Origin of the sequence: Actinoplanes sp. NPDC051859, from assembly GCF_044452725.1 — a bacterium.
Lineage (GTDB): Bacteria > Actinomycetota > Actinomycetes > Mycobacteriales > Micromonosporaceae > Actinoplanes.
The window spans coordinates 148,678-163,069 of sequence record NZ_JBITBX010000003.1 but is presented as its reverse complement, the minus strand read 5'-3'; the positions used below and the strand labels follow the sequence as shown (position 1 = coordinate 163,069).

Here is a 14,392-nt window from a genome sequence, read left to right as displayed (position 1 = left end):
GTCAGCCGCCCTGCGCCGCGGTGAGCACTTCGACCCGGTCGCCGTCGCTGAGCTGGGCACCGGACCACCCGGACCGCGGCACAACCTCGCCGTTGACCGCTACCGCGACGCCGCGGCGCGCCTCGGTGACGGTGGCGACGAGTCCCTCGACGGTGCTACCTGGGTCGACGGTGCGGCCGGCGCCGTTCACGGTGACTTTCATGCAAACCTCCCCGGGGAGAAAGCGGCGGGCGGTGCAGAGTGCTCGATCACGAGGTCGGCAATCAGATCGGCGGTCACCGGGGCCAGCAGCACCCCGTTGCGGTGGTGGCCCGCCGCCACCACGACGTCATCGCTGATGCGGCCGAGCAGCGGAGCATTGTCGGGAGTGGAGGGACGGTGCCGCACCACGCTTTCCGTCAACTCGAACTCGGCCAGGTCCGGCACCAACTCTGTGGCGGGACGCAACAGCTCCAGCACCGCCCCGGCCGTCACTGTGGCGTCGGCGCGTTCTTCCTGGGTGGCACCGATGACGATGTCGCCGTCCGTGCGCGGGACCACGTACACATGTCGGCCGTCGACCTGCCCGACCACGACGTGCCGCAAGAGTCCCGGCTCGCCGCGCAGGCGCAGCACCAGGCCTTTCACCGGTCGGATGGGGAGGCCGGTGAGAGCTGCGGTGCCGAGGCCAGCGGCGACGACGACGGGACCCGGCGGAACCTCAGTGGCCTGGCGGTGCACCACTGCTGGGCCGAGCGCGGTGCGCAGCGCAGCCAGCACCCGCCGCGGGTCGACTTGCTGGTCGTCCGGCAGGTAGGCGCCGCCCCGCAGCCGCGGCGTCAGAGCCGGCTCCCGATCGCGAACCTCGCTGGGCGGCAGCCGGTGCACGCCCATGCCGTGCTGCTCGCGGTACGCCCACAGCCGCTGCGCCTCGGCCAGATCATCGCCGGTCAGCGCGACGGCAAGCGTCCCGTGGGTGTCCAGTCCGACGTCGATCCCGGTCTCCCGGCGCAGCTCGGCGGCGAAGCCGGGCCAGCGGGCAGCCGACTCGATCATCAACGCGGTCAGCGCTTCCTGGCCGAACGACGACTCGCCCGCCGGCGCCAACATCCCGGCCGCCGCATACCAGGCACCGTCGTCGGATCCGTTGTCCAGCACGGTGACCCGCAGGCCACGTTGCTGGCAGCGCCACGCTACGGACAGGCCGATGATCCCGCCGCCGACGATCGTCAGGTCGGTCACGGCAGGGCCTTGAGCAGCCGCGCAACGGCCTCACCCGGATCGGCGGCGGTGGCGACCGCCCCGACGACCGCGACGGCCGCGGCCCCGGCGGCGATCAGGCCGGCGGCATTGTGGAGGGTCACGCCGCCGATCGCGACGACCGCAGTGCCGGGCACCGAGCGTGCCACCGCACCGATCTTCGCCGGGCCGAGCGGGTCGGGCAGACCGGACTTGGTAACGGTGGCGAACGCTGGGCCGACCCCGAGGTAGGTGGCGCCGGCACGGACCGCTGACCGGGCTGCCACCTCGTCCCGGCAGGTCGCACCGAGCACCGCCCGCGGACCGAGCACCTTGCGGGCGGCGGCGACCGGCAGATCGTCGGCGCCGACGTGCGCGCCGTCCGCGTCCGCGGCCAGCGCCACGTGCAGTCGGTCGTTGACCAGGCACAGCACGCCGGCCGGGCGGCATTCGGCGACGACCTCGGTGGTGAGCGCGTACGCGTCGCGGTCGGTGGCGTCGTCCTCGACCCGGACCTGGATCGCTAAGCGGTTGACCAGGCCGAGCCGCTCGGCAGCAGCCACCGCGGCGACGACCACGGCAAGTGGATCACGCCCGGGGCGGGCATCGGTGATGACATGTAGACACGGAAAGCCGGGGTCCACAACGCACTCCTCCCTGCGCCGGCATGACCCGGATCAGGTTCGACGGTCGGGGGCCGCGACAGCCCCCCTCTCAGCCCGGTGCACCGGACTCCCGTGGGGTTGGTTCCGCCGCCGACACTAGCTCCGCAGCGGCGTCGGAGTAAAGCCCGTCAGCGGACGTCCCAGACCGGCTCGGGGGTTTCGACGACCTCACCATCGCCTTGGAAGAGCACGAAACGGTCGAAGCCGCGGGTGAACCAGCGGTCGTGCGTGACCGCGATCACCGTGCCCTCGAACGCCTGCAGGCCCTCCTCCAACGCCTCCGCCGACGCCAGGTCCAAGTTGTCCGTCGGCTCGTCGAGCAGCAACACCGTGGCCCCGGACAGCTCCAACAACAGCACCAGGAACCGGGCCTGCTGACCGCCGGACAACGTGCCGAACCGCTGATCCCCCTGCGCCGCCAGCTCATACCGGTTGAGCGCCTTCATCGCTCCTGCCCGGTCCATTCCGGACCGATGATCGTCGCCCCGCCAGAGGATCTCGACCAGCGTGCGTTCCAGCAGCTCAGGCCGGTCATGCGTCTGCGAGAAGTGGCCCGGCCGGACCCGGGCACCGAGCCGCGCCATGCCGTTATGCGCGACATGCGCCAAAGGCGCGCCGTCGACCGGCTTGTTGTCGGCCTCCGGCGCCGTACCGCCCGCTGCCAGCAGCCGCAGAAAGTGCGACTTGCCGGTGCCGTTGGCACCCAGAACGGCGACCCGGTCGCCGTACCAGATCTCCAGGTCAAAGGGGAAAGTCAGGTTCTCCAGCTCCAGGCCGTCGCAGACCACGGCCCGTTTTCCGGTACGCCCACCGCGCAGGTTCATCTTCAACGACTGTTCCTTCGGCGGCACGGGCGGCGGCCCCGCCTCCTCGAACTTGCGCAGGCGCGTCTGCGCGGCCTGATAGCGCGAAGCAAGCCCGTCGTTGAACGCTGCCTTGTTCTTCAGCGTGAACACCAGCTCGCGCAGCTTCTCGTGCTCCTCGTCCCAGCGCCGCCGCAACTCCAGCAGCCGGTCATGCCGGTTGGCGCGCGCCTCGTGCCAGGAGGCGAAGCTGCCGGGATGGGTCCACGCGCCACCGCCCTCCACCGCCACCACCCGGGTCGCGGTCTGCGCCAGCAACTCCCGGTCGTGCGAGACGAACAGCACCGACTTCGCCGACTCCCGCAGCCGGGCCTCCAGCCACCGCTTGCCGGGCACATCGAGGAAGTTGTCCGGCTCGTCCAGCAAGAGCACCTCGTCGCCGCCCCGCAACAGCAGGTCGAGCGCAAACCGCTTCTGCTGGCCGCCGGACAGCGTACGCACCGGCCGGGACCGCACGTCCTCCCACGGCTTGCCGAGGATCGCCACGGCCACGACGTCGAACAGCACCTCGGCGTCGTACCCGCCTGCTTCGCCCCAGCCGGTCAGGGCGTTCGCGTACCGCAGCTGCGCCTTCTCGGACTCCGGTGCCGACTTCAGCGCGGCGTCCGCGGCAGCCAAGGCGCTGCCCGCCGCCCGCAACGGCGGCGCGACCAAAGACAAAGCCAAATCCTCGAGGGTACGGTCGTCGCCGATCATCCCGATGAACTGGCGCATCACCCCGAGCCCACCGGAGCGAGCCACCGAACCGACCGGCACGGCGAGGTCCCCGGCGACCATCCGCAGCAGGGTCGTCTTGCCCGCCCCGTTCGGCCCGACCAGCGCTACCTTCGCGCCCTCACCCACCCGAAACGACACGTCGGCGAAAAGCTCCCGCCCGTCCGGCAGCACGAACCCGACCCCGGAGACATCCACGTAGCCCACGGCGCCATCCTTGCCGAGAAGGCCGCGCCGGTCAGCCGGTTTTCCCGGCGATTTTCAGCACCCGGAACCCGCGCTGGCTCGCGATGCGTTCCACGTTCCAGCCCAGCCCGGTCAGCCAGGTATGCAGCGAGTCCCCGCCGAGGTTGCGATTGATCACCAACCAGCCCACGCCGTCGGGTGCGAGCCGGCCCAGCCAGCGTTCCGTCATCGCGTGCAGTTCGGCCTTGCCGACGTGGGTCGGCGGGTTACTCCAGATCTGGTCGAACACCACTCCGGCCGGCACGTCATCCGGGGCACTGACGCGAACCCGATCACCCAGGCCCAACGCCTTGGCGTTCTCCATGGTCAGCTCGCGGGCGCGGGCGTTGACGTCGATCGCGTACACGGTTGCGGCAGTCGCCTCACTAGCCAGGACGCAGGTGATGGGGCCGTACCCGCAACCGAGGTCGAGAAAAGTGCCGCCACTGCCCGCAGCAGGCAGCTCGGCTTTGCGCAGCAGCACCGCCGTCCCGGGGTCCAGCCGCCCGGCGGAAAACACCCCGCGTGCCACCGTCAGGTCGTACGCCCGCCCCGCCGCCGAGAATTCGATCCGTCCCCGGGTGCCGGGCGCGGCCGGCTCGGCACTGAAGTAATGGTCGGCGCTCACCCCGCCAGTGTCCCGCGCCCAACGAGCGCCGCCGCACCGGGGTGCCGCACATTCTGTGCGTTCATCGATCACGGTGCGCTTCTAGCGTGACGGCATGCTGCGCGTCCCCCGCCCCCGCTCCGCCCATCGCGCGAACCCGGGCAGCGCGACACGACCCACCTCCGCCCAGCACCGGCAGGCTGGAACCGGCACCCCGCCCAGCTCGGCCGCCGGTCGCCCCACCTCGGGCACCCGCACCTCGCACCGGCACGCCTCGTCTCGTCGCACAGTCACCCTGCCAGTCCCACTGACCGACTGGATCCTCGAAACAGCCCGAGGTGTCCTCGCCGCCAGCCCCACCCTGCCCGCACTCGGCATCCTCAGCCGCCCCCGCGGTCTCGACCCGCGCAGCCGCACCCCCCGCGATCCCGCCCGGCACAGCCACAACCCCCGCGATCCCGCCCCGCACAGCCACAACCCCCGCGATCCCGCCCCGCACAGCCGCACCCCCCGCGATCCCGCCCCGCACAGCCACAACCCCCGCGCTTCCGAATTGCCGCCGCGCAATCTTGATCCGGCCGAGTTCGGCCCCGGGGACCTCACCGCCGACGTTCTGCCCCCGCGTGACCTCGCGGCACCGGACCGGGAGGCAGCGACCAGGCGCCTGTGGTCGCGGCCGCCTGGCCTGCGCAATGCGCGGACCGCGCCCGGCATCTATGGACGGCCGGCGCCGGCTGTGCAGCCCGACCCGGGCGTCCGGCGCAAGAGTCCGGACCGTCCTGCACGGCCGCGCGTCCACGGTGTGCCGCCAGCTCCGGCCGCGCGCCGGCTGCCACCGGAACCTCAGCAAGCCCTGCAGTTGCTGCTGAGCGGCCTCGGCGCGCTGATCGTCACGTCGATTGTGGTGCTTACCGGGTTCTTCGTCATCGCCGAGGAACGGCGGAGCCCCTCCGACTCGTCTTCCGCACCCCCCGGAACCGCGGGTGGCGCACGGGTCGCTGGGCAGGCGTTCACCGGGCAAGACATCTTCCCGGCCGCTGAGGTGCAGCCGGGGCCGAACGGACGTCCTTACCGAATTTCCCTCACCCACGTCGACACCGAATGCGCACTCGGCACGACCGGCGAGCTTGGCGGCATGCTCCGGGAGAGCGGCTGCAACCAGGTGGTTCGGGCGGCGATGGTCGCACCGTACGCCGACTATTCCGTGACTGCAGGCGTCCTCGACCTGCCCGACGCGAAGGCCGCCGCCCGGTTCAGCGACGATGCTGGGCTGCTGGTCGAATCCGGGCGCGGCGGATTCGCGCCGCTGGGCGGGGCGCAGGGTGGGCCGGCCGCCGCGGCACCGGCACAGTCCGGCTGGCAGGCCGTGGGGCATTACCTGGTCTACTGCGTCATCTCTCGGCCGGACGGCAACCTTGTCACCGACGATGACCCGCACGCCGCTCGGATCACGAAAGATCTTGTCGAGAACTACCTGACCGACCGGATCGCCGAACTCAGCATGACGAGATGACGGACGCGCGTCAGGCCGCGCCGGCAACGGATGGTACGGGTGCTTGGGCGGCGCACCGCCGGCCACGGCAGGGTCAGGCGCGCAGGTTGCGGGTGGTGTCGGCGCGCTGGGCGTACTCCGATTCGTCGGGATAGCCCACCGCCACCAGGGTCAGGCCGTGGGCCGGGGCCACGGTTACTTCGCTGGAGCGCTCGCGCCGGGTGAGCAGCTTGGCTGGCCACGCCGGATCGCGGCGGCCGTCGCCAACCGACAGCATCGCGCCGACCAGGCTGCGGACCATTGCCTGGCAGAAGGCGTCGGCCTGCACCGTGGCCGTCGCGACCCCGTCCGGCTCGCGGCGCCAGTCGAGGCGGGTGATGGCCCGGATGGTGGTGGCGTGTTCCTTGCGCTTGCAGAAGGCGGCGTAGTCGTTCAGGCCCACCAGTCCGGCGGCGGCCTCGTTGAGCCGACCCAGGTCGAGCGGACGCACCCAGCCGAGGGTGTCGTGGCGGCGCAACGGATCAGCACCGCAGACCTGGTCAGCGACCCGGTACTCGTACCGGCGGAAGGTCGCGGAGAAACGCGCGTCGAAGGTGGCCGGCACCGGCGTCACGGCCTTGACCCGGGCGTCCGGGGGCATGAGGGCGGCCAGGCGGCGCAGCAGCGACGTGGACAGTCGTTCCCAGGTCTCCGTCGGCAGCTCGATGTGGCACACCTGGCCGGTGGCGTGCACGCCGGCGTCCGTACGCCCAGCCACGGTGAGGCCCAGCGGCACGTCGGCGCCGGCGAGCGTGCCCAGCGCCTCGGTGAGCACCCCGGCCACGGTACGGCGGGTGGGCTGGGCGGCCCAGCCGGAGAAGTCCCCGCCGTCGTAGGAGATGTCGAGGCGGAGGCGAGTCGTGTCGGTCAAACCTGGTCCTTCGTTCCGCGCCATCGCAGGAGGCGGCAACCGTACTGAAGAAAGCGAAACGGCCCGGCACCCCACGAAGGGTGCCGGGCCGCTCGGTGCCTGATCAGGCCTTGGTGTCTTCGCCCTCGGCGCCCTTGTCGCCAGACGCGTTCACCGGCGGCTCGGCGTCCTGGTCGGCCTCCGGAGCCTCGCTCTTGGCAGCGGCCGGGGTCTCGTCCTCGCGGGCGAGCGCCTCGACCTTGTCCTGCTGCGCAGCGGCCTTGCGGGCCGCCTTCTTGGCCGGCGCCGTGTTCGCCGCGACCTGCAGCTCCTCGACCAGCTCGATGACGGCCATCGGAGCGGCGTCACCCTTGCGCGGGCCGGTCTTGGTGATGCGGGTGTAGCCACCCGGCCGGTTGCCGTAGCGCGGGGCGATCTGCTCGAACAGGGCGTACACGACGTCCTTGTCCTTGACGACCGTCAGCACCCGACGACGAGCGTGCAGGTCACCGCGCTTGGCCTTGGTGATCAGCTGCTCGGCCAGCGGGCGCAGGCGCCGCGCCTTGGTCTCGGTGGTCTTGATCTTGCCGTGCCGGAAGAGCTCCGTGGCCAGGTTGGCCAGCAGCAGCTTCTCGTGCGCCGGGCTGCCGCCGAGGCGGGGACCCTTGGTGGGCGTAGGCATTTCCGGTTGCTCCTAATTCAGGCCGAGCGAGATCAGAGCTGCTCGGTCTCGCGGTAGTCGTCGGTGTCGTAGTCCACGTCGCCGAACGAGTCGACCACGTGCGCCGGGTCGAAGGACGGCGCGCTGTCCTTCAGCCCCAGGCCCATTCCGGCGAGCTTCATCTTGACCTCGTCGATCGACTTCTGACCGAAATTCCTTATATCCAGAAGGTCGGCCTCCGTCCTCCCGATGAGTTCACCAACTGTGTTGATGCCCTCGCGCTTGAGGCAGTTGTACGACCGGACGGTGAGGTCCAGCTCTTCGATCGGCAGGGCCAGATCGGCTGCCAGCTGCGCGTCCTGGGGGGACGGTCCGATGTCGATGCCCTCGGCGGTCTCGTCCAGCTCGCGGCAGAGACCGAACAGCTCGACGAGGGTCGAGCCAGCCGACGCCAGCGCGGTACGGGGCGAGATGGAAGCCTTCGACTCGACGTCGATGATCAGGCGGTCGAAGTCGGTGCGCTGCTCGACACGGGTCGCCTCGACGCGGTAGGTCACCTTCATGACCGGCGAGTAGATCGAGTCGACCGGGATCCGGCCGATCTCGGCGCCGGCGCTCTTGTTCTGCGCGGCCGTGACATAGCCACGACCCCGCTCGACGGTGAGCTCCATGTCGAGCCGGCCCTTGCTGTTGAGGGTGGCCAGCTTCAGGTCGGGGTTGTGCACGGAGACGCCGGCCGGGGGCTGGATGTCACCGGCGGTGACGTCGCCCGGGCCCTGCTTGCGCAGGTACATGCTGACCGGTTCGTCGTGCTCGGAGCTGACGGTGAGCTCCTTGACGTTCATGACCAGCTCGACCACATCCTCCTTGACACCGGGGATGGTGGTGAACTCGTGCAGTACGCCGTCGATCTTGATGCTGGTGACCGCCGCGCCCGGAATGGACGACAGCAGGGTCCGCCGCAGCGAGTTGCCGAGGGTGTAGCCGAAGCCCGGCTCCAGGGGCTCGATGGTGAACCGGGAGCGGGTCTCGCTGAGCGACTCTTCCGAGAGGCTCGGGCGCTGGCTGATGAGCACGCTGTTCTTCTTTCTGTCAGGCCACCCACTATTTGACGGCCATCTGATGGTGCCCGGCGTCCACACGGACGCCGGGCCACCGTTGCTACTTGGAGTAGAGCTCCACGATCAGCTGCTCCTGGACCTGCGTGTCGATGACGGCGCGGGCCGGGAGCGAGTGGATCAGGATCTTCATCTCGCTCGGGATCGGCTCCAGCCAGGCCGGCACCGGACGCGAACCGGCCTGGGCCTGCGCGACGACGAAGGGAGTCATTTCCTTCGACTTCTCGCGGACCTGGATGATGTCGTGGTCCTTCACCCGGTACGACGGGATGTCGACCTTGACGCCGTTGACCTTGAAGTGGCCGTGCTTGACCAGCTGGCGGGCCATGTCGCGAGACGCGGCGTAGCCGGCCCGGTAGACGACGTTGTCGAGCCGCGACTCGAGGATCTGCAGCAGCACCTCACCGGTCTTGCCCGGCTTGGTGACAGCCTCCTCGTAGTAACCGCGGAACTGCTTCTCGAGGACGCCGTAGGTGCGACGCGCCTTCTGCTTCTCGCGGTGCTGCAGGAGGTACTCGGTCTCCTTGGTCCGACCACGGCCGTGCTGACCGGGCGGGAAGGGACGCGACTCGAACGGGCACTTCGGCCCGTCGCACTTGCTGCCCTTGAGGAACAGCTTCATCTTCTCGCGGCGGCAGCGCTTGCAGTCCGCCCCTGTGTAACGAGCCATGTTTCGATCTCTCCCTTAGACCCGGCGACGCTTCGGCGGACGGCATCCGTTGTGCGGCTGCGGCGTGACGTCGGAGATCTGTCCGACCTCGAGGCCAGCGGCCTGCAGCGAACGGATCGCGGTCTCCCGGCCGGAACCGGGGCCCTTGACGAACACGTCGACCTTGCGCATGCCGTGCTCCATGGCCCGACGCGCGGCGGCCTCGGCGGCCAGCTGAGCGGCGAACGGAGTCGACTTGCGGGAGCCCTTGAAGCCCACCTGGCCGGACGAGGCCCAGGAGATGACAGCACCGGTCGGGTCGGTGATCGACACGATGGTGTTGTTGAAGGTGCTCTTGATGTGCGCCTGCCCGTGGGCGACGTTCTTGCGTTCCTTGCGCCGGACCTTCTTGACTGCGGCCCCTGCGCGTGCCTTCGGTGGCATAAGTCAGTGCGCTCCTATTACTTCCGACCGGGCTTCTTCTTACCGGCAACCGTGCGCTTCGGACCCTTGCGGGTGCGAGCGTTGGTCCGCGTGCGCTGGCCCCGAACGGGGAGCCCACGACGGTGGCGGATGCCGGCGTAGCAGCCGATCTCAACCTTGCGGCGAATATCCGCAGCGACCTCGCGGCGCAGGTCGCCTTCAACCTTGAAGTTGGCCTCGATGTAGTCGCGGAGCTGGACCAGCTCCTCGTCTGTGAGGTCCTTGGCGCGCTTGTTCAGGTCAATGCCGGTCGCGGAAAGCGCCTCAACGGCGCGGGTCCGACCGACCCCGAAGATGTAGGTGAGCGCGATCTCCATCCGCTTTTCGCGGGGCAGATCGACGCCGACGAGTCTTGCCATAAGTGGGCGTACTCCTCAGGTATGTCACGGAGGTCTGTGCCCGCATCCATCCCGCCTGCCCGGGCGGGCCCCGGCCTCCGACCGGGGGTGAGACCGCGCGCCATCACGAGTGATGACACCGCGGCCGGAACGAGCTTCTTCAGTGGTGCGGATCTGGCAGTGCGAGTGGCTGGATCAGCCCTGGCGCTGCTTGTGACGCGCGTCGGTCTTGCAGATGACCATGACGCGCCCGTGCCGCCGGATGACCCGGCAGTTGTTGCAGATCCGCTTGACGCTCGGCTTGACCTTCACGGTTTGCCTTAACTCTCAGTCAGACGGGATGTGGATCCCCGTGACCCTGCTACTTGTAGCGGTAGACGATGCGCCCACGGGTCAGGTCGTACGGCGACAGTTCGACGACGACCCGGTCCTCGGGAAGAATGCGGATGTAGTGCTGCCGCATCTTTCCGGAGATGTGCGCCAGCACCTTGTGACCATTCGCGAGCTCCACCCGGAACATGGCGTTCGGGAGAGGCTCGATCACTCGGCCTTCGATCTCGATGGCTCCGTCTTTCTTTGGCATGTCCTCCGCTACCTGACATCGGGTTCTTGGGGCAGGCTCACAACGTTCATCCGGACCCACGTTCGGTCCGGACCAGCCGCGGCTCCGGCGCCTGTCAGAAGCGCTTGCAAGACATGCCGGAGTGGACGCTGTGCGCCAGCAAGCCAGTGTACGCGCGCCCATGCATCGACACCAAACCGAGGTGGCCGTAACCCGGGGTCGGGTGTGTCGACGATCGACAAATTCGGTCAAGCGGGCAGTTTCGGGCGAGTTCGTCAGCCCTTACGGCCCCGGAAGTGCGCGACGGTCGCCCAGATGAACGGAATCAACATCCAGCCCGGCCAGAAGTACTGCCACTCCCCCGACCCCAGCGACGACATCGCCCAGATCACGACGCAGATGAGCACCACACCGGCGTAGCCACCCAGCCAAGGCACCTCTGCGGCCTTGCCTTTACCGGTCGGCACCACCGGCACGGCGGTCGGCTCGTGCGGCGCCAACTGGGCGCGCTGGGCGGGGATGGTGCCGGGGAGGTCCGTGGTCAGGCCGTCGAGCTCGCCGAACGTCTTGGCGGCATACACCGCTTGGAGGCGCTCGTCGTACTCGTGCAGATCGAGGCGCCCCTCGTCCAGCGCCGACTTCAACCTGTCCGCGACGACCTGACGGTCCGCGTCGCCCGCGCGCATGTCTTCCCCAGCCATGCGTTCAGCATGCCAGGCCGGGTCACCACGCGCGGCCCCCGGATAACGCGAGTCTTACTCGGCCAATGCGGGCTGCCGTGCGGTCACCAGCTCGCCGAGGCGGGCACGGCCGCCATCCGGCGCCGTCGTGACCCACACGCCGTCTTCAAGAAGTGCCATGGTGTGCTCCACGTGCGCCGCCATCGAGCCATCCCGGGTGACCACCGTCCAACCGTCACTCAGCTCCTGGGTGCGCGGCGAGCCCATGGTGATCATCGGCTCGATGGCGAGACACATGCCGGGCACCAGGCGAGGGCCCTTACCGGGCTTGCCGTGATTGAGCACGTGCGGGTCCTGGTGCATCTCGGTGCCGATGCCGTGGCCGCCGTACCCGTCGACGATGCCGTAACGGGCCGCCGCCTTCCGCACGGTCTTTTCCACGTTGAAGGAAATGTCGGTCAGCCGGCCGCGGCCGTTGGCAGCGCCCCGGGCGGCGGCAGCGATGCCCGCCCACATGGCGTCCTCGGCTACCTCCGCCATCCGCAGCAGGGCCGGGTCGGTTTCTCCCACGCCGATGGTGATGGCCGAGTCGCCGTGCCAGCCGTCCAGGATCGCCCCGCAGTCGAGCGACAGCAGATCGCCTTCCCGCAGCACCTGCGAGGCGCTGGGGATGCCGTGCACGACCTGCTCGTTGACCGACGCGCAGATCGACGCCGGGAACCCGTGGTAGCCCTTGAACGACGGCACCGCGCCGTGGTCCCGGATGACCTGCTCCGCGATCGCGTCAAGGTCGCCGGTGGAGACACCGGGGGCAGTCGCCGCCCGCATCGCGTTCAGCGCGGCGGCGACGACCAGGCCGGCGCGGCGCATGAGCTCGATCTGCTCCGGGGTCTTGATCTGAATGTCCTGGGCGCTGCTACGGGGCATGGGCGTCAGCCTAAAACAGCGAGGGCGCCGCCGAAGCAGCGCCCTCACACCGAACTTCTATGCGTACGTTGTCAGCCGCTGTGGGCTCTATCCCCCGTAGGAGCGCAGCGCGTCAATCGCCCGCACCGTGACGTCCTCGACCGGCCCGGTGGCGTCGATCCCCACCAGCTTGCCCTGGGCGCCGTAGAAGTCGACCAGCGGTGCCGTCTTGTCCGCGTACTCGACGAGGCGGTTGGCGATCGTCTCAGCCCGGTCGTCGTCCCGCTGGAACAGCTCGGACCCGCACCGGTCGCAGAGGTTCTCCTTGCTGGTGGGGTCGAACTCGACGTGCCAGATTTTGCCGCAGCCGCGGCAAGTCCGCCGGCCCGAAAGCCGGCGGATGACCTCGTCGTCGTCGACCACGAGCTCCATCACCAGGTCCAGCGCGGTGCCCAGGTCAGCCAGGAGCTTGTCCAGAGCCGAAGCCTGCGGCACCGTACGCGGGAAGCCGTCCAGCAGAAAGCCGTCGCCGGCGTCCGGCTCCGCGAGGCGATCCCGAACCATGTTGATGGTGACTTCATCCGGGACGAGGTTGCCCGCGTCCATGTAGCGCTTCGCTTCGAGCCCCAGCGGGGTGCCCTGCGAGACGTTGGCCCGGAAGATGTCACCGGTCGAGATCTTCGGTACGGCGAGATGGGCGGCGATGAACTCAGCCTGGGTCCCCTTGCCGGCCCCCGGAGGGCCCACCAGTACCAGCCGCACCTACATCGCCTCGCTTCGGTGAGAACGAGCCTCGCAAACCTTGAACGCGAGAGCCCCCCGGCTCCGCGCCGCCACTACCGGAGGAACCCTTCGTAGTTGCGCTGCATGAGCTGGCTCTCGATCTGCTTCACCGTCTCCAGACCCACACCGACCATGATCAGCACCGCGGTTCCACCGAAGGGGAAGTTCACGTACTGGTCCTGGTCGAGCCAGATGAAGAAGAAGTTCGGCAGGACGGAGATCAGACCCAGGTAGAGCGCACCCGGCAGGGTGATTCGGCTGAGGATGAAGTCCAGGTAGTCGGCGGTCGGCTTGCCGGGCCGGATGCCCGGTACGAAACCACCGTACTTCTTCATGTTCTCCGCGACCTCGGTCGGGTTGAACGTGATCGAGACGTAGAAGTACGTGAAGAAGATGATCATCAGGAAGTAGGACCCGATGTAGATCCAGCTCGTCGGGTCGACCAGGTTCTGCTGAATCCAGATCTGGTAGCCCTTGAGCTGGTCCTGCGGGAAGAACCGCAGGTACAGGTTCGGCAGGTAGAGCAGCGACGATGCGAAGATCACCGGCACGACGCCGGCCTGGTTGACCTTCAACGGGATGTACGTCGAGGTGCCGCCGTACATCCGCCGGCCGATCATCCGCTTCGCGTACTGCACCGGGATGCGGCGCTGGGCCTGCTCGATGAAGACGACCGCGGCGATGACCAGCAGGACGAGCGCAATGACGAGCCAGAACTTGCCCCAGCCGTTGGCCTCCTTGATGCCCCAGCCTTCGCTGGGCAGGCGAGCCGCGATCGAGGTGAAGATCAGGACGGACATGCCGTTGCCGACGCCACGGTCGGTGATGAGCTCGCCCAGCCACATGACCATGCCGGTACCCGCGGTCATCGTGATGACCAGCATCGTTAGCGTCAGCCAGTACGGCAGGCCGGTGTCGCGCGGAATGATCGCGAGGGTCGGGTTGTCCTGCGGGCAGGCACCGCCGAAGAGCTGGCCCGAACGGGCGAGCGCGACGAACGCCGCGGACTGCAGGACCGCAAGGCCGAGCGTCAAGTAGCGGGTGTACTGGGTGATTTTCGCCTGGCCGGACTGGCCCTCCTTGCGGAGCTGTTCGAGGCGCGGGATCACCACTGTCAGGAGCTGCAGGATGATCGACGCGGTGATGTAGGGCATGATGCCCAGCGCGAAGACCGACAGCTGAAGAAGCGCACCGCCGGAGAAGAGGTTCAGCAGGTTCAGGACCCCGCCGGCGTCGGCGCTGTTCATAGCGTCCATACAGTTACGGACGTTGGTGTAGGAGACACCGGGGCTGGGCAAAGTGGCACCGAGCCGATAGATCCCGATGATCGCTACTGTGAACAGCAGCTTTTTGCGCAGGTCAGGCGTCCGGAACGCACTGGAAAAGGCGGAGAGCAACTTCTTCCTCCTGCGCGAGGTGGCCGCCTGAAACCGGCGGATGGGGGTAGGCATCGGTCCGGACGACCGATATACCTGGCTGGGAACGGACTTTAACAGCCCGACGTGCCTCTCGTGAGGCACGGTCGCCGCTTGTGCAACA

18 protein-coding genes and 1 riboswitch are annotated in these 14,392 nt (G+C 68.9%); of the genes, 1 reads left to right on the top strand and 17 read right to left on the bottom strand.

Annotation, left to right across the window (positions count from 1 at the left end):
- Position 1: 1 nt before the first annotated feature.
- The 5 genes from thiS to ACIA1L_RS08700 form a co-directional block, all read right to left on the bottom strand.
- On the bottom strand, positions 2 to 202 hold the full coding sequence (thiS, locus tag ACIA1L_RS08720) for a sulfur carrier protein ThiS (protein ID WP_396071971.1): 201 nt from the start codon (positions 200 to 202) through the stop codon (positions 2 to 4).
- Positions 199 to 1,221, bottom strand: coding sequence for a glycine oxidase ThiO (gene thiO / locus ACIA1L_RS08715; RefSeq protein ID WP_396071970.1), 1,023 nt, complete (start codon positions 1,219 to 1,221; stop codon positions 199 to 201). The genes thiS and thiO overlap by 4 nt, the downstream gene beginning before the upstream one ends.
- A complete protein-coding gene (locus ACIA1L_RS08710; RefSeq protein ID WP_396071969.1) occupies positions 1,218 to 1,862 on the bottom strand; it encodes a thiamine phosphate synthase in 645 nt (214 codons plus the stop codon). Before ACIA1L_RS08710 ends, thiO begins: the two co-directional genes overlap by 4 nt.
- A riboswitch (TPP riboswitch) is annotated at positions 1,856 to 1,967 on the bottom strand. Its footprint overlaps the gene before it by 7 nt.
- Before the next feature lie 44 nt (positions 1,968 to 2,011).
- Positions 2,012 to 3,667 (bottom strand): ABC-F family ATP-binding cassette domain-containing protein, encoded by a 1,656-nt coding sequence (locus ACIA1L_RS08705; protein WP_396071967.1) that lies wholly within the window; start codon positions 3,665 to 3,667, stop codon positions 2,012 to 2,014.
- A 31-nt stretch (positions 3,668 to 3,698) separates the two neighbouring features.
- Complete coding sequence (locus ACIA1L_RS08700) at positions 3,699 to 4,313, bottom strand: class I SAM-dependent methyltransferase (RefSeq protein WP_396071966.1); 615 nt, start codon at positions 4,311 to 4,313, stop codon at positions 3,699 to 3,701.
- Between the two features lie 94 nt (positions 4,314 to 4,407).
- On the opposite strand from ACIA1L_RS08700, the gene ACIA1L_RS08695 reads away from it, so the two are divergent.
- Positions 4,408 to 5,805, top strand: coding sequence for a hypothetical protein (locus tag ACIA1L_RS08695; RefSeq protein WP_396071965.1), 1,398 nt, complete (start codon positions 4,408 to 4,410; stop codon positions 5,803 to 5,805).
- Positions 5,806 to 5,878: 73 nt separating this feature from the next.
- Here ACIA1L_RS08695 and truA read toward each other — a convergent pair whose 3' ends face one another.
- The 12 genes from truA to secY all read right to left on the bottom strand — a co-directional run bounded on the left by truA (position 5,879) and on the right by secY (position 14,250).
- Positions 5,879 to 6,694, bottom strand: a complete 816-nt coding sequence (gene truA / locus ACIA1L_RS08690) for a tRNA pseudouridine(38-40) synthase TruA (protein ID WP_396071963.1) — start codon at positions 6,692 to 6,694, stop codon at positions 5,879 to 5,881.
- A gap of 103 nt (positions 6,695 to 6,797) precedes the next feature.
- A complete protein-coding gene (gene rplQ, locus ACIA1L_RS08685) occupies positions 6,798 to 7,355 on the bottom strand; it encodes a 50S ribosomal protein L17 (protein ID WP_396071962.1) in 558 nt (185 codons plus the stop codon).
- 32 nt (positions 7,356 to 7,387) lie between these two features.
- Positions 7,388 to 8,410, bottom strand: a complete 1,023-nt coding sequence (locus ACIA1L_RS08680) for a DNA-directed RNA polymerase subunit alpha (protein WP_023358222.1) — start codon at positions 8,408 to 8,410, stop codon at positions 7,388 to 7,390.
- An 85-nt stretch (positions 8,411 to 8,495) separates the two neighbouring features.
- Positions 8,496 to 9,122, bottom strand: coding sequence for a 30S ribosomal protein S4 (rpsD, locus tag ACIA1L_RS08675; RefSeq protein WP_396071960.1), 627 nt, complete (start codon positions 9,120 to 9,122; stop codon positions 8,496 to 8,498).
- 15 nt (positions 9,123 to 9,137) lie between these two features.
- A complete protein-coding gene (rpsK, locus tag ACIA1L_RS08670; RefSeq protein ID WP_014440747.1) occupies positions 9,138 to 9,545 on the bottom strand; it encodes a 30S ribosomal protein S11 in 408 nt (135 codons plus the stop codon).
- 17 nt (positions 9,546 to 9,562) lie between these two features.
- Positions 9,563 to 9,943: a 30S ribosomal protein S13 gene (gene rpsM, locus ACIA1L_RS08665; protein WP_366153717.1), complete on the bottom strand. Its 381-nt coding sequence runs from the start codon at positions 9,941 to 9,943 to the stop codon at positions 9,563 to 9,565.
- 174 nt (positions 9,944 to 10,117) lie between these two features.
- Complete coding sequence (gene rpmJ / locus ACIA1L_RS08660; protein ID WP_015619018.1) at positions 10,118 to 10,234, bottom strand: 50S ribosomal protein L36; 117 nt, start codon at positions 10,232 to 10,234, stop codon at positions 10,118 to 10,120.
- 49 nt (positions 10,235 to 10,283) lie between these two features.
- Entirely contained in the window at positions 10,284 to 10,505 is a 222-nt protein-coding gene (infA, locus tag ACIA1L_RS08655; protein WP_007073013.1) for a translation initiation factor IF-1, read from the bottom strand.
- 254 nt (positions 10,506 to 10,759) lie between these two features.
- Complete coding sequence (locus ACIA1L_RS08650) at positions 10,760 to 11,185, bottom strand: DUF1707 domain-containing protein (RefSeq protein WP_396071959.1); 426 nt, start codon at positions 11,183 to 11,185, stop codon at positions 10,760 to 10,762.
- 54 nt (positions 11,186 to 11,239) lie between these two features.
- Positions 11,240 to 12,091, bottom strand: coding sequence for a type I methionyl aminopeptidase (gene map, locus ACIA1L_RS08645; RefSeq protein WP_396071957.1), 852 nt, complete (start codon positions 12,089 to 12,091; stop codon positions 11,240 to 11,242).
- A gap of 87 nt (positions 12,092 to 12,178) precedes the next feature.
- Positions 12,179 to 12,832 carry an adenylate kinase gene (locus tag ACIA1L_RS08640; RefSeq protein WP_396071956.1) on the bottom strand — a complete coding sequence of 218 codons (654 nt, stop codon included), beginning with the start codon at positions 12,830 to 12,832 and terminating at the stop codon, positions 12,179 to 12,181.
- Positions 12,833 to 12,906: 74 nt separating this feature from the next.
- On the bottom strand, positions 12,907 to 14,250 hold the full coding sequence (gene secY / locus ACIA1L_RS08635; RefSeq protein WP_396071955.1) for a preprotein translocase subunit SecY: 1,344 nt from the start codon (positions 14,248 to 14,250) through the stop codon (positions 12,907 to 12,909).
- Between the last annotated feature and the right edge of the window lie 142 nt (positions 14,251 to 14,392).